Genomic DNA, 18,306 nt, shown 5'->3' on the forward strand with positions numbered 1-18,306 from the left:
GAATGCGCCGCTTGTCCGCCATCGTGATCGGAGCCTTGGCTCTCGCCGCTTGCGGCGAGCGCGAAGCTGCGCCCACGCCTGCGGAGAAGGTCGCGGCTGCGGCCAAACCGTCCGACGCCGTGAAGACGGTGCCGGCGGTCCTGACGCCCGTCGATCTGCGCCGGGTCTGTCGCGCCGGCCTCGCCGCCATTCACGGGCAGCAACCCGGCGCCGTCGCCATCGACGGCGTGGAGGGCGAGGTGGTGCACGCCTCTTGGCGCGCGCCGGTCGACGGCGGCCGGATGCGCGCCGACTGCCGCGTCGAGAAAGACCTGATCGTGTGGAAACCGCTCGATCTGCCCGATCCAACCTTCGTGCGCTGGATGAACCAGTCGGACGATCCGGTGGTCCGCTACGTCATGGACGGCGAGACGATCACCATCACCCAGACCCTCCCGGATGGGACGACGGAACAGGCCGAATTGGCCGTTCCTGCTGAAGAAGAGGCCCGCTGATGCCAGTCGCCAAGGTCAACGGCGTCGAAGTTGAGTTCGAGCCCGGCATGACCGTGCTCCAGGTCGCCGAGCGCGCGGGGCAGGAAATCCCGCGCTTCTGCTACCATGAACGCCTGTCCATCGCCGGCAACTGCCGCATGTGCCTGGTCGAGGTGAAGCCCGGACCGCCCAAGCCCCAGGCTTCGTGCGCGCTTCCGGCCGCCGACGGCCAGGAGATCTTCACCGACACCCCGATGGTGAAGAAGGCCCGCGAAGGCGTGATGGAGTTCCTGCTCATCAACCACCCGCTGGACTGCCCGATCTGCGACCAGGGCGGCGAGTGCGACCTGCAGGACCAGTCCATGGCCTATGGCCGCGACGGTTCTCGCTATGCCGAGAACAAGCGCGCGGTCGAAGAAAAGAACATGGGGCCGACGATCAAGACCTTCATGACGCGGTGCATTCAGTGCACCCGTTGCGTTCGCTTCATCACTGAGGTCGCGGGCGTGCCGGACATCGGCATGATCTCGCGCGGCGAGGACGCCGAGATCACCACCTATCTCGAGAAGTCGGTCGCCTCGGAACTGTCGGGCAATGTCAACGACCTGTGCCCGGTCGGCGCCCTGACCCACCGGCCCTGGCAATACCACTATCGTCCGTGGGAACTGAAGAAGACCGAGACCATCGACGTCATGGACGGCCTGGGCTCGAACATTCGCGCCGATTACCGCGGCTCCGAGGTCATGCGGGTCCTGCCGCGCGTGAACGAGGGGATCAACGAGGAGTGGCTGTCGGACAAGAGCCGCTATGTCGTCGACGGGCTGACCGCGCGCCGCTTGGACCGCCCGTGGATCCGCGAGAACGGCAAGCTGCGCGCCGCCACCTGGAACGAGGCGCTGGACGCCGTCGCCGCCAACCTGAAGGCCGCCTCGGCCGACCGCATCGGCGTCATCGCCGGCGACCTTCAGGACGCCGAGTCGATGAAGGCGACCCTGGACCTGTTCCGCGCCCTGGGCTCCAAGAACACCGACTGCCGCCAGGACGGCGCCGCCCTGGGCTATGGCCCGCGCGAGGGCTGGCTGTTCAACTCCGGCCTGGAAGGCATTGAAAAGGCGGACGCCATCCTGATCGTGGGCGCCAACCCGCGCGTCGAGGCGCCCCTGCTGAACGCCCGTCTGCGCAAGAGCTGGATCAAGGGCGGGGTCGAGATCGGCGTCATCGGCGAACAGGCCGATCTGACCTTCGACTACGCCTATCTGGGCGCCGGGTCGAAGACCCTGGCCAAGCTGCCCAAGTCGGCGATGGACTTCCTGGCCAAGGCCGAGCGGCCGGCGATCATCGTCGGCTCCGGCGCGCTGAACGGGGAGGGCGGCGCCGCCGTCCTTAACGCCCTGGGCGCCCTGGCCAAGAAGGTCGGGGTCGTGACCGACAGCTGGAACGGCTTCAACGTCCTGCACCACGCCGCAGCGCGCGTGGCCGGCCTGGACATGGGCTTCGTGCCGGCCGAGGGCGGCTTGACGGCAGCGGAGATGCTGAAGCCGGGCGCGCTGGACGTGCTGTTCCTGCTGGGCGCCGACGAGGTCGATCCGACCGGTTCGAACGCCTTCCGCGTCTATCTGGGCAGCCACGGCGACCGCGGCGCGCACGGCGCCGACGTCATCCTGCCGGGCGCGGCCTATACCGAGAAGTCGGGCCTGTATGTGAACACCGAGGGCCGGGTGCAGATGGCCGAACGCGTCGTCTTCCCCAAGGGCGAGGCCAAGGAAGACTGGGCGATCATCCGCGCCCTGTCCGCCCGCGTCGACCAGACCCTGCCGTACGACACCCTGGACCAGCTGCGCGCCAAGCTGATGGCCGATCATCCGACCTTCGGCCGGATCGACTATCTGCCGACGCCGGCCGCCTTTGACCCCTCGAAACTGGGCGTCAAGGGAGACCTGGGCGACCGGGCCTTCACCTCGATCGTCGCCGATCCCTATCTTTCCAACCCGATCGCGCGCGCCAGTGCGACCATGGCCGAACTGTCCGCCCTGCGGATCGCCCCGGTCGCGATGGCGGCGGAGTAAGTCATGGACGCTGCTACCTCCTTTTGGGCCACGCCCGGCGGCTGGACGCTGATCACCCTCGGTCAGATCCTGCTGATCACCGTCGGCGTCCTGGTCGCCGTCGCCTTCCTGCTGCTGGCCGACCGCAAGGTCTGGGCCTCGGTGCAGATGCGCAAAGGGCCGAACGTCGTCGGTCCCTTCGGCCTGCTCCAGTCCTTCGCGGACATGATCAAATTCGTGCTGAAGGAGGTGGTCATCCCCTCCGGCGCGGACAAGGCGGTCTTCATCCTGGCGCCGATCATCACCGTCGTCCTGGCCTTCATGGCCTGGGCGGTGATCCCCTTCGCGCCGGGCTGGGTGGTGTCGGACCTGAACGTCGGCATCCTGTACATCTTCGCCGTGTCGTCGCTGGGCGTGTACGGCATCATCATGGGCGGCTGGGCTTCGAACTCGAAGTATCCGTTCCTGGGCTCGCTGCGTTCTGCGGCCCAGATGGTGTCCTATGAGGTCTCGCTGGGCCTGATCATCATCAATGTGATCCTGCTGGCCGGCACCATGAACCTGTCGCAGATCGTCGAAGGTCAAAGCGGCTATTTCTGGAACTGGTACGCCTTCGGCGGCGGGCAGGGCACCTGGCCCCTGATCGTGATCCTGTTCCCGATGTCGATCGTCTTCTTCGTCTCGGCCCTGGCGGAAACCAACCGCCCGCCGTTCGACCTGCCCGAAGCGGAGTCGGAACTGGTGGCCGGCTATCAGGTCGAATACAGCTCGACCACCTATCTGCTGTTCATGATGGGCGAGTACGTCAACATCGTCTTCATGTCGGCGATGATGACCATCCTGTTCTTCGGCGGCTGGAACCCCGGCTTCCTGTCGCAGGAGACGCTGGACGGCCTGCCGGCCTGGATCGCCTACACCCTCTATCTGCTGACCTTCGTCACCAAGACGGTCTTCTGGTTCCTGGCCATCGCCCTGGTGAAGGCCTTCGTGCCCCGCTATCGCTATGACCAGCTGATGCGGCTGGGCTGGAAGATCTTCCTGCCCGCCTCTCTGGTCGCCGTGGTGGTCACCGCCGCCTGGCGCGTCTTCGCGGTGGGGGCCTAGATGGTCTCGCGCGCCGTCATCCTGGTTCTGGCCGCGTCGGGGGGGCTCGCCGCCTGCACCTTCGCGCCCATTCCCGCGCCGGCGCCGACCGATCCGGCTGCGTCGCTGGAGCGGCGCGAGGACGGGGCACGCCGTGACGGCGAGACGGTCAATCTGTGCCGGATGATGAACCGCGACGATCCCCGCTACAAGACGATGGACTGCAAGGACGTGCTGCGGAGGGGCGGAGCATGACCCGTCTGATCCTCCCGCTGCTGGTCTTCGCGCCCGTTATGACGGCCTGCGCCCCCGACACCCGGATGCCTGAATCCGGCTATCAGTGGCAGCAGCGCCAGGAGCGGATCGAGCGCGAATGGCGCGCCGCCCAAACCCCGGTTCCAGCCCAGACCCCGACCAAGACCCAGGCCGTCGCCCCGGCCCAGACTTCAACCAACGGCGCCCCTGCGCCAGAGGATCGCTCGTGATGTTCACCCGTATCGCCCAGGCCGCCAAGGGCGCGATGATGCTCGACGCCATCGGCGCCATCGGCCTGACCCTCAAATACATGGCCCGCCCCAAGGCGACCGTGAACTATCCGTTCGAGCGGAACCCGCAATCGCCTCGCTTCCGCGGCGAACACGCCCTGCGCCGCTATCCGAACGGTGAAGAGCGCTGCATCGCCTGCAAACTGTGCGAGGCCATCTGCCCGGCCCAGGCCATCACCATCGAGGCCGAGCCCCGCGCCGACGGCAGCCGCCGCACGACCCGCTACGACATCGACATGGTCAAATGCATCTACTGCGGCCTGTGCCAAGAGGCCTGCCCGGTGGACGCCATCGTCGAGGGCCCGAACTCGGAGTTCACCGTCGAAACGCGCGAGGAGCTGCTTTACGACAAGGCCCGGCTGCTGGACAACGGCGACCGCTGGGAACGCCATATCGCTAAGAATCTGGAACTCGACGCGCCTTACCGCTAAGGCGCTCACGCTAACGGGTCGGCGATTCCCAAACGGGGGCACGACCGAGACGAAAGGGGCCTCGTCCCGACATGCTGCAAGGCATAGCCTTCTATCTGCTGGCGGCGACCGCCGTGGTGTCCGGCCTTCTGGTCGTGACCACGCGCAATCCCGTGCACAGCGTTCTCTTCCTGATCCTGGCCTTCTTCTCCTCTGCGGGTCTGTTCGTCCTTCTCGGCGCCGAGTTCCTGGCGATGCTTCTGGTCGTCGTCTACGTCGGGGCAGTGGCGGTGCTGTTCCTGTTCGTCGTGATGATGCTGGACGTCGACTTCCTGAAGCTTCGGGGCGGCTACGCCCGCTATCTGCCGATCGGGGCCATCGTCGCGGCCGTGCTGCTGTTCGAGATGATCCTGGTGTCCATCGCCGTCATCCAGGGCGGCGCGACCGCCGGCCTGGCGGCGCCGAGCGCGCCGAGCGCCGACATGACCAATGTCGAGGCGATCGGCCGGGTGCTCTATACCGACTATGTCTACTTCTTCCAGGCGGCCGGGATCGTGCTGCTGATCGCCATGATCGGCGCCATCACCCTGACCCTGCGCCACAAGCCGCATATCAAGCGCCAGAACATTTCGGACCAGGTCAACCGCTCCGCCGCCAAGGCGATGGAGGTCAAGTCGGTGCAGACCGGGCAGGGCGTCTCGCCCGAGGAGCTTCTCTGATGGAAATCGGTCTGATCCACTATCTCGGCACGGCCGCCGCCCTGTTCACCATCGGGGTCTTCGGCATCTTCGTGAACCGCAAGAACGTCATCATCATCCTGATGTCGATCGAGCTGATCCTGCTGGCCGTGAACATCAACTTCGTCGCCTTCTCGGCCTATCTCAATGAGGTGTCGGGGCAGATCATGGCCATGTTCGTCCTGACCGTGGCTGCGGCCGAGGCCGCCGTCGGCCTGGCCATTCTGGTGACCTTCTTCCGCAACCGCGGCGACATCGCCGTCGACGACGCCTCCGTGATGAAGGGCTGAGCGTGAACCTCCACACCCTGATCATTCTCGGGATCTTCGCCCCGCTGCTGGGCGCGACCATCGCCGGCCTGTTCGGCCGTCGGATCGGCAACATCCCGTCGCAGACCGTAACGACCGGCCTGCTGTTCTTCTCGTGCGCCGTCGCCTGGACGGTCTTCGGCCAGTGGACCTGGGGCCATCTGGAGCCCTTCACCATCCGCCTGGCGCCCTTCATCAATGTGGGGGACTTCCAGTCGGCCTGGTCGATCCGCATCGACGCCCTGTCGGCGACCATGCTGATCGTGGTCACCAGCGTCTCTTCGCTGGTTCACCTCTACTCCTGGGGCTATATGGCCGAGGACGACAGCCGGCCGCGCTTCTTCGCCTATCTGTCCCTGTTCACCTTCATGATGCTGGCGCTGGTGACGGCCGCCGACTTCATGCAGATCTTCTTCGGCTGGGAAGGCGTGGGTCTGGCCTCCTATCTGCTGATCGGTTTCTGGTACAAGAAGCCGACCGCCAGCGCCGCCGCCATCAAGGCCTTCGTGGTCAACCGGGTCGGCGACTTCGGCTTCGTGCTGGGGATCATGACCGTCTTCTGGATGTACGGCACGATCGAGTTCGCCGAACTGTTCCCGCTGGTCGCCTCCAAGGCGGGGACGACCTGGGAGTTCCTGGGCGTCCAGTGGTCCGCGCTGGATCTGGCCGGCTTCCTGCTGTTCATCGGCGCCATGGGCAAGTCGGCCCAGTTCTTCCTGCACACCTGGTTGCCGGACGCGATGGAAGGCCCGACGCCGGTGTCCGCCCTGATCCACGCGGCCACCATGGTGACCGCCGGCGTCTATATGGTCTGCCTGCTGTCGCCGATCTATGAGCACGCCCCCGGCGCCGCCCAGATCATCGCCATCATCGGCGCGATTACGGCCCTGTTCGCCGCCACGGTCGGTCTGACCCAGAACGACATCAAGCGGGTCATCGCCTATTCGACCTGTTCGCAGCTGGGCTATATGTTCTTCGCGGCCGGGGTCGGCGCCTATCAGGCGGCCATGTTCCACCTGTTCACCCACGCCTTCTTCAAGGCCCTGCTGTTCCTGGGCGCCGGCTCGGTGATCCACGGCATGCACCACGAGCAGGACATGCGGAAGATGGGCGGTCTGTGGAAGCTGCTGCCGATCACCTATGCCGTCATGACCATCGGCACCATCGCCATCACCGGCCTGGGCATCCCCGGCGTCGGCGGCTTCGCCGGCTTCTATTCGAAGGACTCGATCATCGAGAGCGCCTACGCCTCGGCCGCCAGCGGCCATAGCGCGGTCGGCCTGTTCGCCTTCTTCGTCGGCATCATCGCCGCCGGTCTGACGGCCTACTATTCGTGGCGCCTGGTCTTCATGACCTTCCACAACAAGCCTGTGTGGAAGGAGGAGGGCGACGCCCATCATGCGGACGACCATGCCTCGCACGCCCAGCTGGAAACCCATTCCGAGCCGGCGGCCGACGCGCATGCCCATGACGCGCATGACGATCACGCTCACGACGACCATGGCCACCATGGCCCGCTGCAGCCGCACGAGAGCCCCTGGGTCATGCTGGTTCCGCTGATCCTGCTGTCGGTCGGCGCCGTGGCTGCGGGCTTCGTCTTCGCGCCGCACTTCATCGGCCACCACGAGCACGAGTTCTGGCGCGGCGCCATCTTCACCGGCGAGCACAACCATGTGCTCCACGAAAGCCACGAGGTCCCGACCTGGGTGAAGTGGTCGCCGCTGATCCTGACCCTGATCGGCACGGCCTTCGCCTACTGGATCTATGTGGCGCGCGAGGGCATGGGCCGTCGCATGGCCGAGCGGGACGGCGTCATCTACCGCTTCCTGTACAACAAATGGTACTTCGACGAGCTGTACGACTTCGTCTTCGTGCGCGGCTTCCGGGCCCTGGGCGACGCCTTCTGGAAGGTCTTTGACGTAAAGATCATCGACGGCTTCGGACCCAACGGCGCCGCCTGGGCCTCGCTGAAATCGGCCGGCTGGCTGTCCAAGTTCCAGTCCGGATTCCTTTACTACTATGCCTTCGTGATGCTGCTCGGGGTGGCTGGTCTGCTCACCTTCGCCATCCTCGCGTGGGGAGCCTGATCCCGTGCCCTACATCCTGAGCCTCGTTACCTTCCTGCCGCTGGTCGGCGCCCTGGCGATCTTCCTCGCCCGGCTGGCGTCCAAGTCCCAGGACGCCGCCGCCCCGGCCGCGCGCTGGATCGCTCTGCTGACGACCCTGGTCGTCCTGGGCGTCTCGGTCGTGCTGGTCGCCGGTTTCGATCCGTCGAACACCGCCTATCAGTTCGTGGAGATGGCCCCCTGGTTCGCCGGGGCCAGCTATCATCTGGGCGTCGACGGGGTTTCGATCCTGTTCGTCCTCTTGACGGCCTTCCTGATGCCGATCTGCATCCTGGCCAGCTGGAAGTCGATCGAGACGCGCGTCGTCGAATATATGATCGCCTTCCTGATCCTGGAGACCCTGGTCATCGGCGTCTTCACGGCCCTGGACCTGTATCTCTTCTACATCTTCTTCGAAGGCACACTGGTGCCGATGTTCCTGATCATCGGCATCTGGGGCGGCGCCAACCGGATCTACGCGGCCTACAAATTCTTCCTCTACACCCTGCTGGGGTCGGTGCTGATGCTGCTGGCCATGCTGTGGATGTCGCACACCGCCGGCACCACCAGCATTCCGGAGCTGAAGCAGTACGCCTTCAGCCCCGCCGTTCAGCCCATCCTGTGGCTGGCCTTCTTCGCCTCCTTCGCGGTGAAGATGCCGATGTGGCCGGTCCACACCTGGCTGCCCGACGCCCACGTTCAGGCGCCGACGGCCGGTTCGGTCATCCTGGCCGGCATCCTGCTGAAGCTGGGCGGTTACGGCTTCATCCTGTTCAACGTGCCCATGTTCCCGGTCGCGTCCGAGATGTTCCGGCCCCTGGTCTTCACCCTGTCGGTGATCGCCATCGTCTACACCTCGCTGGTCGCCTGGCGTCAGACGGACATCAAGAAGCTGATCGCCTATTCGTCGGTCGCCCACATGGGCTTTGTGACCCTGGGCATCTTCGCCGGCAACGACCAGGGCATGCAGGGCGCCGTCTTCCAGATGATCAGCCACGGCCTGATCTCGGGCGCGCTGTTCCTGTGCGTCGGCGTGGTCTATGACCGGATGCACACGCGCGAGATCGCCTTCTATGGCGGCCTGACCTCGCGCATGCCCTGGTTCGCCGCCATCTTCCTGATGTTCACCATGGCGAATGTCGGCCTGCCGGGCACCTCGGGCTTCATCGGCGAAGTCCTGACCATGACGGGCGCCTATCGGGCCTCGACCTGGGCGGCCCTGGTGGCGGCCTCGGGCGTCATCTTCTCGGCGGTCTACGCCCTGACCCTGTATCGTTCGGTCATGTTCGGCGAGATCACCAATCCGAAGCTGATGACCATCGCCGACATCGACAAGCGTGAGCTTGCGCTGTTCGTGCCGCTGATCGTCGGCACCCTGTGGCTGGGCGTCCATCCGGCCGCCGTCCTCGATTACACCGGGCCCGCCGTCGAGGCCCTGACCAGCGCCTATCGCGCCGCGATCGGCGGGTGAGACCAAGCATGCCTGATCTGTCCTCCGCCCTGCACCTCGCCGCCTCGGAGCTGACCCTCGCGGTCGGCGCCCTGGTCCTGCTGATGGTCGGCGCCTTCATCGGCGACAAGAGCGCCCGGCTGGTGTCCATCCTGTCGGTCCTGCTGCTGATCGCCGCCGCCGTCGTCGCCGTCATGGGACCGTGGGGCGTCGCCTTCAACGGCGCCTATGTGGCCGACCCCCTGGCCATCTACGGCAAGAGCGTCATCTATCTCTCCGCCGCCGTGGCCGTCGTGCTGGGCGACGGCTGGATGAAGCGCACCCGCATCGCCAAGTTCGAATATCCGGTCCTGATCGTTCTCGCGGCGGTCGGCATGGGCATGATGGCCTCGTCCGGCGATCTGATCTCCATGTATGTCGGCATCGAGCTGCACTCGCTGGCCCTGTACGTCCTGGCTGCCTACCACCGCGACGACGCCAAGGCCTCGGAAGCGGGCCTGAAGTATTTCGTGCTCGGCGCTCTGTCGTCCGGCCTGCTGCTGTACGGCGCCAGCCTGATCTACGGCTTCGCCGGCTCGATGCGGTTCGAGGACATCGCCGCCTTCGCTCAGGACCATCCGGGCCCGGGCCTGGTCTTCGGCCTGGTCTTCCTGATCTGCGGCCTGGCGTTCAAGGTTTCGGCCGCCCCCTTCCACATGTGGACGCCTGACGTTTACGAAGGCGCCCCGACCCCGGTCGTGGCCCTGTTCGCCACCGCGCCCAAGGTGGCCGCCATGGTCCTGATCGCCCGCGTTCTGGAGGGCGGCTTCGCCGAGGCCCACGCCCAGTGGTCGCAGGTCCTGATCGCCATCTCCCTGCTCAGCTTCGTGGTCGGCGCCTTCGGCGGCATCGCCCAGAAGGACATCCAGCGTCTGCTGGCCTATTCGTCGATCGCCAACATCGGCTACGCCCTGTTGGGCATCGCCGCGGGCACCAGTGCGGGCCTTCAGGCCATGCTGATGTTCATGACCCTGTATGTCATCGACCAACTGGGCTTCTTCGCCATCCTGCTCAGCCTGTCCAAGTCGGGCCGCCCGATCCGACGCATCGCCGATCTCGCCGGTCTGAAGAAGGATCGTCCGGTCACCGCTGTGGCCCTGACCGTCCTGTCCTTGTCGGTGCTGGGCATGCCGCCGCTGTCGGGCTTCTGGGCCAAATACTATGTGTTCGGGGCCGCTGCCTCCGCCGGCTTGTGGCCGGTCGCCGCTGTCGGTCTGGTCGCCTCGGTCGTCGCCGCCTTCTACTATCTGCGGATCATCAAGCTGATGTGGTTCGATGCGCCCGTGGATGAGATCGCGATGGACAAGGCCTCGCCGGAAACCAACGTCATCGGCTGGGCCTGCGCCGCCTTCGCCTTCCCCCTGGTGATCGTCGGTCTGACCTGGCTGGAGCCGCTGACCAAGGTTGCGAGCGCCGGCTTCGGGAACGGTTAGGGCGTTGACGCCCGCCCCCTTGGTCATCCTCGACGAGATCGACTCGACCAACGCCGAGGCCCGGCGTCTCGCCGAGGCTGGAGAAGCCGGGCCGCGCTGGATCGTGGCTCGGCGCCAGACCGCCGGTCGCGGTCGCCGCGGCCGCAAGTGGGAGACGGAACAGGGCAACCTGGCCGCCACCCTTTTGATCACCACGCCCAAGTCGGCGGCCGAGGCGGCCCAGGCCACCTTCGTCGCCGCCCTGGCCGTCGCCGACCTGCTGGACGTCTTCGTCTCGCCGGCCCTGGTCTCGATCAAATGGCCGAACGACGTCCTGCTGGACGGGGTCAAGGTCTCCGGCATCCTGGTCGAGTCCGGCGCCCATGCGAACGGCGACCTGTGGCTGGCCGTCGGCATCGGCGTGAACCTGGCCCATGCGCCGGACGATACAGAGCGGGGCGCGACTGCGATTGCCGAGCGCCTGCGCGCCGACCTGGCTTTCGCACCCCCCATCGAGGCCGCCGCCGAGATCCTGGCCGAGACCTTCGCCGTCTGGTGGGGGCGGTGGCAGACCCTGGGCTTCGAACCTGTGCTGGACGCCTGGACCAGCCGGCTGACCGGCCTTAACGGCCCCTGCGTCGCGCGACTGGACAATGAGACCCTGGAAGGCGTGGCCGAGGGTGTCGAGGCGGACGGGGCGCTGCGTCTGCGTCTGACCGACGGCTCCGTGCGGCTGATCTCGGCGGGCGACGTCTTCTTCGGCAAGGCGAACTGATGCTGCTCGCCATCGAACAGGGCAACACCAATACGCTGTTCGCCGTTCACGACGGTTCGGACTGGATCGCCCAATGGCGCGCCGCCACAGAGGCCAGCCGCACCGCCGACGAATACGCCGTCTGGCTGAACCAGCTGATGGTCATGAAGGGGCTTGAGTTCGCCGCCCTGACCGGCTGCATCATCTCCAGCGTGGTGCCGCAATCGATCTTCAACCTGCGCAACCTGTCGCGCCGCTATCTGAACATCGAACCCCTGGTGATCGGCGAAAACGCCGAGCTCGGCATCGACGTCCGCATCGCCAAGCCCAGCGAGGCGGGCGCCGACCGTCTGGTCAACGCCATCGGGGCCAAGCTTGTCTATCCGGGCGACCTGATCGTGATCGACAGCGGTACGGCCACCACCTTCGACATCGTCGCCGACGACGGCGCCTTCGAGGGCGGCCTGATCGCGCCGGGGATCAATCTGTCGCTCCAGGCCCTGCACGAGGCCGCCGCCAAACTGCCGCGCATCGCCATTCAGAAGCCCGAGCATGTGATCGGCAGGGGCACGGTCGAGGCCATGCAGTCCGGCGTCTTCTGGGGCTATGTCTCATTGATCGAAGGCTTGGTCGCGCGCATCAAGGCGGAATGGGCGCGGCCCATGACCGTCATTGGAACCGGCGGGGTCGCCAGCCTGTTCGAAGGCGCGACCGACAGCATCGATCACTTCGACCCTGATCTGACTATTCGCGGCCTCCTCGAAATCTGGCGTCGTAACGCCCATCTGACGGACTGAATGAAAAAGCAAACCCAAGACGAACTCGTTTTCCTGCCGCTGGGCGGCTCGGACGAGGTCGGTATGAACCTCAACGCCTATGGCTTCGGGCCAGAGGCTGATCGTGAATGGCTGATCGTCGATGTCGGCGTCACCTTCGGCGACCTGTCGACGCCTGGCGTCGACGTGATCGTGCCGGACCCCACCTATCTGGAAGGGGAGACGATCAAGGGCATCGTCCTGACCCATGCGCACGAAGACCATATCGGCGCCCTGGGCTGGCTGTGGCCGCGTATCAAGGCGCCGGTCTACGCCACGCCCTTCACCGCCTATCTGATCCGAGACAAGCTGCGCGAGCGCGGCATTCTGGACGAGGTCGAACTGATCGAGGTGCCGCTGGGCGGAACCGTCGACATCGGCTCGTTCGGCGTCACCTTCGTCAACATGACCCATTCGATCGCCGAGCCCAGCGGCCTGGCCATCGACACCCCCCTGGGCACGGTGTTCCACACCGGCGATTGGAAGATCGACAACCAACCGGTGATCGGAACCAAGACCGACGCCCCGACCATCCGCGGCCTGGGCGACGAGGGCGTCCTGGCCATGGTCTGCGACTCGACCAATGTCTTCGTGCCGGGCGTGGCCGGGTCGGAAGGCGACGTGGCCGTGGCCCTAGCCAAGTTGATCTCGACTCTGAAGGGCCGCGTCGCCGTCGGCTGTTTCGCCTCCAACGTCGCCCGGATGGACAGCGTGATCCGCGCCGCGGAGGCCTGCGGGCGTCGCGTGGCCCTGGCCGGCCGTTCGATGCACCGGATCACGGCGGCGGCCAAACACGTCGGCATGCTGCAGGACGTGAAGCCCTTCCTATCGGACGAGGAGGCGCGCGTCTGGCCCGCCGACCAGATCCTGTACCTGTGCACCGGCAGCCAGGGCGAGGCGAGGGCGGCCCTGTCGCGCGTCGCCGACGGCACGCACCCGGTCGTGAAACTGGGCCTGGGCGACCACTGCATCTTCTCGTCGCGCCAGATCCCCGGCAACGAACTGGCCATCGGCAATCTGCAGGACCGTCTCGCGGACCGGGGCGTGCGCCTCTACACCGAGAAGGATCACCCCGGCATCCACGTCTCCGGCCACCCGTGCCGCGACGAGCTGAAGCAGATGTACGAATGGGTCCGGCCGCAGATCGCGGTTCCGACCCATGGGGTGCGCCGCTTCCTGCTGGAACACGCCAACCTGGCCAAGGAGGTCGGGGTCAAGGAGACGGTGACCCCGCGCAACGGCGACATGGTCCGTCTGGCCCCCGGTCCGGCCCAGATCATCGACGAAGTGCCGAACGGCCGGCTCTATGTCGACGGCGGCATGCTGGTGACCGAACAGGGCGAGGCCCTGAAGGAGCGTCGCCACGCCTCGACCAATGGCGTGCTGATCGTCAGCTTCGCCCTGGACAAGCGCGGCCGGATCGTCAGCGACATCGACATCCGCAGCGTCGGCCTGCCGGGCGACACCGCCACGCCCCTGGGCGACGCCCTGGACAATCTGGCCGAGCGGGTCGAGCAGGTGGTCAAGAGCCTGAAGGGCGAGGCCCTGGAGGACGAATTGGTCATCGAACAGGCCGTCGCCCGCGTGCTGAAGAAGGCCAGCCAGCAGATCTGGGATCGCCGTCCCATCGTCGAGACGGTCGTCCTGCGGGTCTGACGGCGCCTCCCTCTGGCGCTTCGGTCATGAGCCGATCTACATCGCGCTCATGGCCGAACGACTCTTCCTGCTGAATCCTGACTGGCACGACGATCAGGGCGGGCCCTGGTTCTGTCCGCCCGGCGCCTATATCGAGGGCGTCCTGGCCTTCTATCCCCAGCTGCGGGAAGCGCTTGAGGTGGTCTATCTGGACCACCCCCGGCCGCGCGCGCCAGTCGTCGCCGAGGTCGGCGAGGCGCATCAGAGCTGCCCGATCCTGATCCTGGACGGCGAACTGGACTGGCCCGAGGCCCAGGTCAGCGAAACCACCGGCCGCCGCTTCCTCCAGGACCACGCCATCGGCCCCTATCTGGCGGCCCGCTACGGCGTGGGCCGCCCGCATCCCTGAGGGCGCGCCTCAGCCGAGCGTGGCCTTGCGATAGGTCTCGTTCAGCTCGAACACCTCGGCCGAGACCTCGACCTTGCGCGTGACGCCGGCCAGGGCGGCCGTCAGGATCTCCAGCACGCGTTCGCTCAGCGCGCTCTTCTGCTCAGGCGTGCGGCCCAGCATCAGGCCGATGCGGCAGGCCAGCATGGCGGTCTCTGGCGCGTCGTCGGCGATGACGACATGATCCAGGGCGATCAGCCGGGTCTTGCAGGCCGACAGGGCGGCGCCGGCGATCTCGACGGCGGCCTGGTGGATCTCCAGCGCGATCGGGGTCCAGTCGGCGTCGGCCAGGTGGCGGGTGTATTCCAGGGTGATCTGCGGCATGTCGGGGACTCGTCGTGGGGAGGCTGATCCTCTAGACCGGTTTCAACCGGACGCCAAAGTTCCGACAGGAGGTTTCATGCCCATCGGCCCCGCCACCATGTTCGGCATCTACATCATCGTCTGGTGGACGGTGCTGTTCGCGGTCCTGCCGCTGGGAACCTCGCGCGAGACCCATACTCCGCCGACCGACGGCGCCCAATGGGGCGCCCCGACCACGCCGAACCTGAAGCGCAAATTCATCACCACCACCTGGGTGTCGGTGATCGTCTGGGCCTTCGTCATGGTGCTGATCTTCACCGGCTGGCTCCCCCTGCCGGACTTCTCGCGCGCCCCGGCTCTCTAAACGCCATCCCGGCCTAGCTTTCGCCCCGGTCCAGCGGCTAAAGCCTTGGTCTGTCTCTACGCCTAGGATTCCCCATCATGCGCCTGTCGCGCTTTTTCCTGCCCACGCTGAAGGAAGCCCCTTCGGACGCCCAGATTGTTTCGCACCAGCTGATGCTGCGCGCCGGCATGATCAAGCAGGAGGCCGCCGGCATCTACGCCTGGCTGCCGCTGGGCCTGAAGGTGCTGCGCAAGATCGAGCAGATCGTGCGCGAGGAGCAGGTGAGGGCGGGCGCCGTCGAGCTGCTGATGCCGACCCTGCAACTGGCGGACCTGTGGCGTGAGAGCGGCCGCTATGACGCCTATGGCCCCGAGATGCTGCGCATCACCGACCGGCACGAGCGCGAACTTCTGTACGGACCGACCAATGAGGAGATGATCACCGACATCTTCCGGGCCTATGTGAAGTCCTACAAGTCGCTGCCGCTGAACCTGTTTCACATCCAGTGGAAGTTCCGCGACGAGCGCCGCCCCCGCTTCGGCGTGATGCGCGGCCGCGAGTTCCTGATGAAGGACGCCTATTCCTTCGACGTGGACGAGGCCTCGGCCCGCAAGGCCTACAACCGCATGTTCGTGGCCTATCTGAACACCTTCGCCCGCATGGGGCTGAAGGCCGTGCCGATGCGCGCGGATACCGGCCCGATCGGCGGCGACCTGAGCCACGAGTTCATCGTCCTGGCCGAGACCGGCGAGAGCGCGGTCTTCTGCGATAAGAAGCTGGTCGAAATGCCGGCGCCGGGCGCGGACGTGGACTGGGATGATCTTCAGTCAATCGTTGATCAACGAACCGCGCTCTACGCCGCGACCGAGGAAATGCACGACGAAGCCCGGTTCGAGGCCGAGACCGCCGAGGGCGATCGCCTGTCGGCGCGCGGCATCGAGGTCGGCCACATCTTCTATTTCGGCGAGAAATATTCGGCGCCGATGAAGGCCCGCGTCGCCGGTCCCGACGGCCAGGACGCGAATGTCCACATGGGCAGCTACGGCGTCGGCGTGTCGCGCCTGCTGGGCGCCATCATCGAGGCCAGCCACGACGAGGGCGGCATCATCTGGCCCGACGCCGTGGCGCCGTTCGACGTGGTGGTGATCAATCTGCGCGCCAATGACGACGCCGTCTCCGCCGCCTGCGAGGACGCGGTCGCTCAGCTCGAGAAGCGGGGCAAGGAGGTGCTCTACGACGACACCGACGAACGGCCGGGCGGCAAGTTCGCCACCGCCGACCTGATCGGCGTGCCGTGGCAGCTGACCATCGGTCCCAAGGGCTTGGCGGACGGGGTGGTCGAGCTGAAGCGCCGCGCCACCGGTGAAAAGGTCTCCGTGCCCCTGGCCGAAGCCATCGAAAGGCTGACGGCTTGAACCCTCCAGCCCGTTCCTCCGGCCCCTTCTCCGCCTGGGAGATCGGTCTCGCCCTCCGTTACCTGCGCGCCAAGCGAAAGGAGGGCGGGGTCGCCACCATTGCGGTGATCAGCTTCATCGGCATCATGCTGGCCGTCGCCGTGCTCATCAGCGTCATGAGCATCATGTCCGGCTTCCGTGCGGAACTGCTGGGCCGGATGCTGTCGTTCAACGGCCATATGTACGTCCAGGGCCCGGTCCTGACGTCGGAAGATCGGGACGCCGCCCTGAAGCGGATCGCCGCCGTGCCGGGCGTGGCCAGCGTCACCCCTCTGAACGAGAGCCAGAGCCTGGTCCGGGTCGGCAACTTCACCACGGGCGCCATGGTGCGCGGCGTGCGGCCCCAGGACCTGGCCACCACCAAATATGTCTTCGACAGCCTGACGCCCCAGGAGCGGGCGAACTTCGGCAAGGGCGCCTATGGCGGCGACCGCATCCTGATGGGCGCGGCCCTGGCCAATTCCCTGGGCCTGCGGGTCGGCGATCCCGTCACCCTCTATTCGCCCACCGGAGCCGATAGCGCCTTCGGCAATCTGGGCGGGCTGGAAAAGACCTATTTCGTCGGCGGTCTGTTCCGCTCGGGCACGGCCGATTTCGACCGCGCCTTCCTGTTCATGCCGCTGGAACAGCAGCAGCTCTTCTTCGGGAAGGAAGGCGTGTGGGACGCGATCGAGATCAAGGTCGATGACCCCGACCGGGTCGGCGAACTGACCCCCGCCATCCGCGACGCGGCCGGGCCGGGCTCGGTCGTCAGCGACTGGCGCGAGCGTCTGGCCGCCTTCTACGGCGCCCTGAAGGTCGAGCGGGTGGCGATGAGCATTATCCTGGGTCTGGTGGTCGCCATCGCAGCGATGAACATCATCTCCGGCATCGTCATGCTGGTGAAGAACAAGACGCGCGACATCGCCATCCTGCGCACCGTCGGCGCCAGCCAGTCTTCGATCCTGCGGGTCTTCTTCATGTCGGGCGCCCTGATCGGCGTGGCCGGGACCGTAGCGGGTCTGGTGCTGGGCCTGCTGTTCTGCTGGAACATCGGCGCCATCCAGCACGCCCTGGAAGCCATCCTGGGGGTCCAGCTGTTCAACGCCGACGTCTATCAGCTGGACGCCATTCCGGCCCTAGTCGATCCCGTCGACGTGACCTGGGTCGCCCTGCTGTCCTTCAGCATGAGCTGCCTGGCCAGCCTGCCGCCGTCGTGGACGGCCTCGCGCATCGATCCCGTGGAGGCGCTCCGCTATGAGTAGTCCCATCCTGTCGGTGCGCGGCCTGACCCGCACCTATGACACCGCGAGCAGCGGCCTGACCGTGCTGAAGGGCGTGGATCTGGACGTCATGCCCGGCGAGATCGTCGGCCTGATCGGTCCCTCGGGCTCGGGCAAGTCCAGTCTGCTGCACGCCGCCGGCCTGCTGGAAAAGCCGACCGAGGGCACGGTCGCCATCGACGGCGAAATGGTGGGCGATCTGGACGAGCGCGCCCGCACCCGCCTGCGTCTGTCGCGGATTGGCTTCGTCTATCAGTTCCACCATCTGCTGGCCGAGTTCGACGCGCGCGACAACGTCGCCCTGCCGATGCGGATCGCCGGCATGGGCCAGGCCCAGGCGCGCAAACAGGCCGAGGAGACCCTGACGGCCTTGGGTCTGGGCGAACGCCTGACCCACCAGCCGGCCCAGCTGTCGGGCGGCGAGAAACAGCGCGTCGCCATCGCCCGCGCCCTGGCCAACCGGCCCCGCCTGCTGCTGGCCGACGAACCGACGGGCAATCTGGACCCGACCACCAGCCAGTCCGTGTTCGAAGCCCTGCGCGACCTGGCCAAGACCACGGGCGTCGCCGCCCTGATCGCCACCCACAATATGGAGCTGGCCGGCCACATGGACCGCGTCTTCGCCCTGAGGGACGGCCATCTGGAAGAGCGGGCGGCTCAAAGCCAGGCGTACTGAGCCAGGCCT

The 18,306-nt window shown here is 66.6% G+C and carries 20 protein-coding genes; 19 read left to right on the forward strand and 1 reads right to left on the reverse strand.

The features are described from left to right. Positions 1-2 precede the first annotated feature (2 nt). The 15 genes from ACZ5M6_RS09770 (at position 3) to ACZ5M6_RS09840 (ending at position 14,220) form a co-directional block, all read left to right on the forward strand. On the forward strand, positions 3-494 hold the full coding sequence (locus ACZ5M6_RS09770; RefSeq protein ID WP_464158366.1) for a hypothetical protein: 492 nt from the start codon (positions 3-5) through the stop codon (positions 492-494). After that, on the forward strand, positions 494-2,539 hold the full coding sequence (nuoG, locus tag ACZ5M6_RS09775; RefSeq protein ID WP_464158368.1) for an NADH-quinone oxidoreductase subunit NuoG: 2,046 nt from the start codon (positions 494-496) through the stop codon (positions 2,537-2,539). Before ACZ5M6_RS09770 ends, nuoG begins: the two co-directional genes overlap by 1 nt. A gap of 3 nt (positions 2,540-2,542) precedes the next feature. Next, positions 2,543-3,622, forward strand: a complete 1,080-nt coding sequence (gene nuoH, locus ACZ5M6_RS09780; protein ID WP_191555534.1) for an NADH-quinone oxidoreductase subunit NuoH — start codon at positions 2,543-2,545, stop codon at positions 3,620-3,622. Beyond that, the gene (locus tag ACZ5M6_RS09785; protein WP_191555535.1) at positions 3,623-3,856 is read left to right on the forward strand and encodes a hypothetical protein; all 234 of its coding nucleotides are present in this window, start codon (positions 3,623-3,625) and stop codon (positions 3,854-3,856) included. Continuing rightward, complete coding sequence (locus ACZ5M6_RS09790) at positions 3,853-4,086, forward strand: hypothetical protein (protein ID WP_464158370.1); 234 nt, start codon at positions 3,853-3,855, stop codon at positions 4,084-4,086. The genes ACZ5M6_RS09785 and ACZ5M6_RS09790 overlap by 4 nt, the downstream gene beginning before the upstream one ends. Continuing rightward, the gene (gene nuoI / locus ACZ5M6_RS09795; protein WP_054765538.1) at positions 4,086-4,577 is read left to right on the forward strand and encodes an NADH-quinone oxidoreductase subunit NuoI; all 492 of its coding nucleotides are present in this window, start codon (positions 4,086-4,088) and stop codon (positions 4,575-4,577) included. The genes ACZ5M6_RS09790 and nuoI overlap by 1 nt, the downstream gene beginning before the upstream one ends. A 71-nt stretch (positions 4,578-4,648) precedes the next feature. After that, positions 4,649-5,275, forward strand: a complete 627-nt coding sequence (locus tag ACZ5M6_RS09800) for an NADH-quinone oxidoreductase subunit J (protein WP_464158372.1) — start codon at positions 4,649-4,651, stop codon at positions 5,273-5,275. Then, positions 5,275-5,583: an NADH-quinone oxidoreductase subunit NuoK gene (nuoK, locus tag ACZ5M6_RS09805; protein WP_182713796.1), complete on the forward strand. Its 309-nt coding sequence runs from the start codon at positions 5,275-5,277 to the stop codon at positions 5,581-5,583. Before ACZ5M6_RS09800 ends, nuoK begins: the two co-directional genes overlap by 1 nt. Positions 5,584-5,585: 2 nt before the next feature. Beyond that, positions 5,586-7,688, forward strand: coding sequence for an NADH-quinone oxidoreductase subunit L (nuoL, locus tag ACZ5M6_RS09810; RefSeq protein WP_464158375.1), 2,103 nt, complete (start codon positions 5,586-5,588; stop codon positions 7,686-7,688). Positions 7,689-7,692: 4 nt separating this feature from the next. Then, positions 7,693-9,177 carry an NADH-quinone oxidoreductase subunit M gene (locus tag ACZ5M6_RS09815; protein ID WP_464158377.1) on the forward strand — a complete coding sequence of 495 codons (1,485 nt, stop codon included), beginning with the start codon at positions 7,693-7,695 and terminating at the stop codon, positions 9,175-9,177. 8 nt (positions 9,178-9,185) lie between these two features. Then, the gene (gene nuoN, locus ACZ5M6_RS09820; protein WP_464158379.1) at positions 9,186-10,628 is read left to right on the forward strand and encodes an NADH-quinone oxidoreductase subunit NuoN; all 1,443 of its coding nucleotides are present in this window, start codon (positions 9,186-9,188) and stop codon (positions 10,626-10,628) included. A 4-nt stretch (positions 10,629-10,632) separates the two neighbouring features. Continuing rightward, positions 10,633-11,382, forward strand: a complete 750-nt coding sequence (locus ACZ5M6_RS09825) for a biotin--[acetyl-CoA-carboxylase] ligase (RefSeq protein WP_152950073.1) — start codon at positions 10,633-10,635, stop codon at positions 11,380-11,382. Then, positions 11,379-12,158, forward strand: a complete 780-nt coding sequence (locus ACZ5M6_RS09830; protein WP_152950075.1) for a type III pantothenate kinase — start codon at positions 11,379-11,381, stop codon at positions 12,156-12,158. Before ACZ5M6_RS09825 ends, ACZ5M6_RS09830 begins: the two co-directional genes overlap by 4 nt. Next, positions 12,159-13,832: a ribonuclease J gene (locus ACZ5M6_RS09835; RefSeq protein WP_191555542.1), complete on the forward strand. Its 1,674-nt coding sequence runs from the start codon at positions 12,159-12,161 to the stop codon at positions 13,830-13,832. A gap of 49 nt (positions 13,833-13,881) precedes the next feature. Beyond that, a complete protein-coding gene (locus ACZ5M6_RS09840) occupies positions 13,882-14,220 on the forward strand; it encodes a DUF3088 family protein (RefSeq protein ID WP_464158381.1) in 339 nt (112 codons plus the stop codon). Between the two features lie 9 nt (positions 14,221-14,229). On the opposite strand, the gene ACZ5M6_RS09845 is transcribed toward ACZ5M6_RS09840, so the two are convergent. Continuing rightward, positions 14,230-14,583 carry a 5-carboxymethyl-2-hydroxymuconate Delta-isomerase gene (locus ACZ5M6_RS09845; RefSeq protein ID WP_201462526.1) on the reverse strand — a complete coding sequence of 118 codons (354 nt, stop codon included), beginning with the start codon at positions 14,581-14,583 and terminating at the stop codon, positions 14,230-14,232. Between the two features lie 76 nt (positions 14,584-14,659). Here ACZ5M6_RS09845 and ACZ5M6_RS09850 point away from each other — a divergent pair, with 76 nt between their 5' ends. From ACZ5M6_RS09850 to ACZ5M6_RS09865, 4 genes are all read left to right on the forward strand, one after another. Beyond that, positions 14,660-14,926 (forward strand): DUF1467 family protein, encoded by a 267-nt coding sequence (locus tag ACZ5M6_RS09850; protein ID WP_183215750.1) that lies wholly within the window; start codon positions 14,660-14,662, stop codon positions 14,924-14,926. Positions 14,927-15,003: 77 nt separating this feature from the next. Next, entirely contained in the window at positions 15,004-16,320 is a 1,317-nt protein-coding gene (proS, locus tag ACZ5M6_RS09855) for a proline--tRNA ligase (protein WP_182713789.1), read from the forward strand. Continuing rightward, positions 16,317-17,603, forward strand: coding sequence for a lipoprotein-releasing ABC transporter permease subunit (locus ACZ5M6_RS09860; protein WP_182713788.1), 1,287 nt, complete (start codon positions 16,317-16,319; stop codon positions 17,601-17,603). The genes proS and ACZ5M6_RS09860 overlap by 4 nt, the downstream gene beginning before the upstream one ends. After that, entirely contained in the window at positions 17,596-18,297 is a 702-nt protein-coding gene (locus ACZ5M6_RS09865; protein WP_464158384.1) for an ABC transporter ATP-binding protein, read from the forward strand. Before ACZ5M6_RS09860 ends, ACZ5M6_RS09865 begins: the two co-directional genes overlap by 8 nt. The last annotated feature ends 9 nt before the right edge of the window (positions 18,298-18,306 follow it).

It is taken from the genome of Brevundimonas sp. Br13 (genome assembly GCF_055391505.1).

Excerpts from the sequence above, each read along its gene's own strand:
- ACZ5M6_RS09845 (WP_201462526.1), bottom strand. The coding sequence starts at position 14,583 with ATGCCGCAGATCACCCTGGAATACACCCGCCACCTGGCCGACGCCGAC.
- ACZ5M6_RS09835 (WP_191555542.1), top strand. The coding sequence starts at position 12,159 with ATGAAAAAGCAAACCCAAGACGAACTCGTTTTCCTGCCGCTGGGCGGC.
- ACZ5M6_RS09800 (WP_464158372.1), top strand. The coding sequence starts at position 4,649 with ATGCTGCAAGGCATAGCCTTCTATCTGCTGGCGGCGACCGCCGTGGTG.
- ACZ5M6_RS09785 (WP_191555535.1), top strand. The coding sequence starts at position 3,623 with ATGGTCTCGCGCGCCGTCATCCTGGTTCTGGCCGCGTCGGGGGGGCTC.
- ACZ5M6_RS09770 (WP_464158366.1), top strand. The coding sequence starts at position 3 with ATGCGCCGCTTGTCCGCCATCGTGATCGGAGCCTTGGCTCTCGCCGCT.
- ACZ5M6_RS09865 (WP_464158384.1), top strand. The coding sequence starts at position 17,596 with ATGAGTAGTCCCATCCTGTCGGTGCGCGGCCTGACCCGCACCTATGAC.
- ACZ5M6_RS09790 (WP_464158370.1), top strand. The coding sequence starts at position 3,853 with ATGACCCGTCTGATCCTCCCGCTGCTGGTCTTCGCGCCCGTTATGACG.
- nuoH (WP_191555534.1), top strand. The coding sequence starts at position 2,543 with ATGGACGCTGCTACCTCCTTTTGGGCCACGCCCGGCGGCTGGACGCTG.
- nuoK (WP_182713796.1), top strand. The coding sequence starts at position 5,275 with ATGGAAATCGGTCTGATCCACTATCTCGGCACGGCCGCCGCCCTGTTC.
- nuoN (WP_464158379.1), top strand. The coding sequence starts at position 9,186 with ATGCCTGATCTGTCCTCCGCCCTGCACCTCGCCGCCTCGGAGCTGACC.
- nuoI (WP_054765538.1), top strand. The coding sequence starts at position 4,086 with ATGTTCACCCGTATCGCCCAGGCCGCCAAGGGCGCGATGATGCTCGAC.
- ACZ5M6_RS09840 (WP_464158381.1), top strand. The coding sequence starts at position 13,882 with ATGGCCGAACGACTCTTCCTGCTGAATCCTGACTGGCACGACGATCAG.
- nuoG (WP_464158368.1), top strand. The coding sequence starts at position 494 with ATGCCAGTCGCCAAGGTCAACGGCGTCGAAGTTGAGTTCGAGCCCGGC.
- proS (WP_182713789.1), top strand. The coding sequence starts at position 15,004 with ATGCGCCTGTCGCGCTTTTTCCTGCCCACGCTGAAGGAAGCCCCTTCG.
- ACZ5M6_RS09850 (WP_183215750.1), top strand. The coding sequence starts at position 14,660 with ATGCCCATCGGCCCCGCCACCATGTTCGGCATCTACATCATCGTCTGG.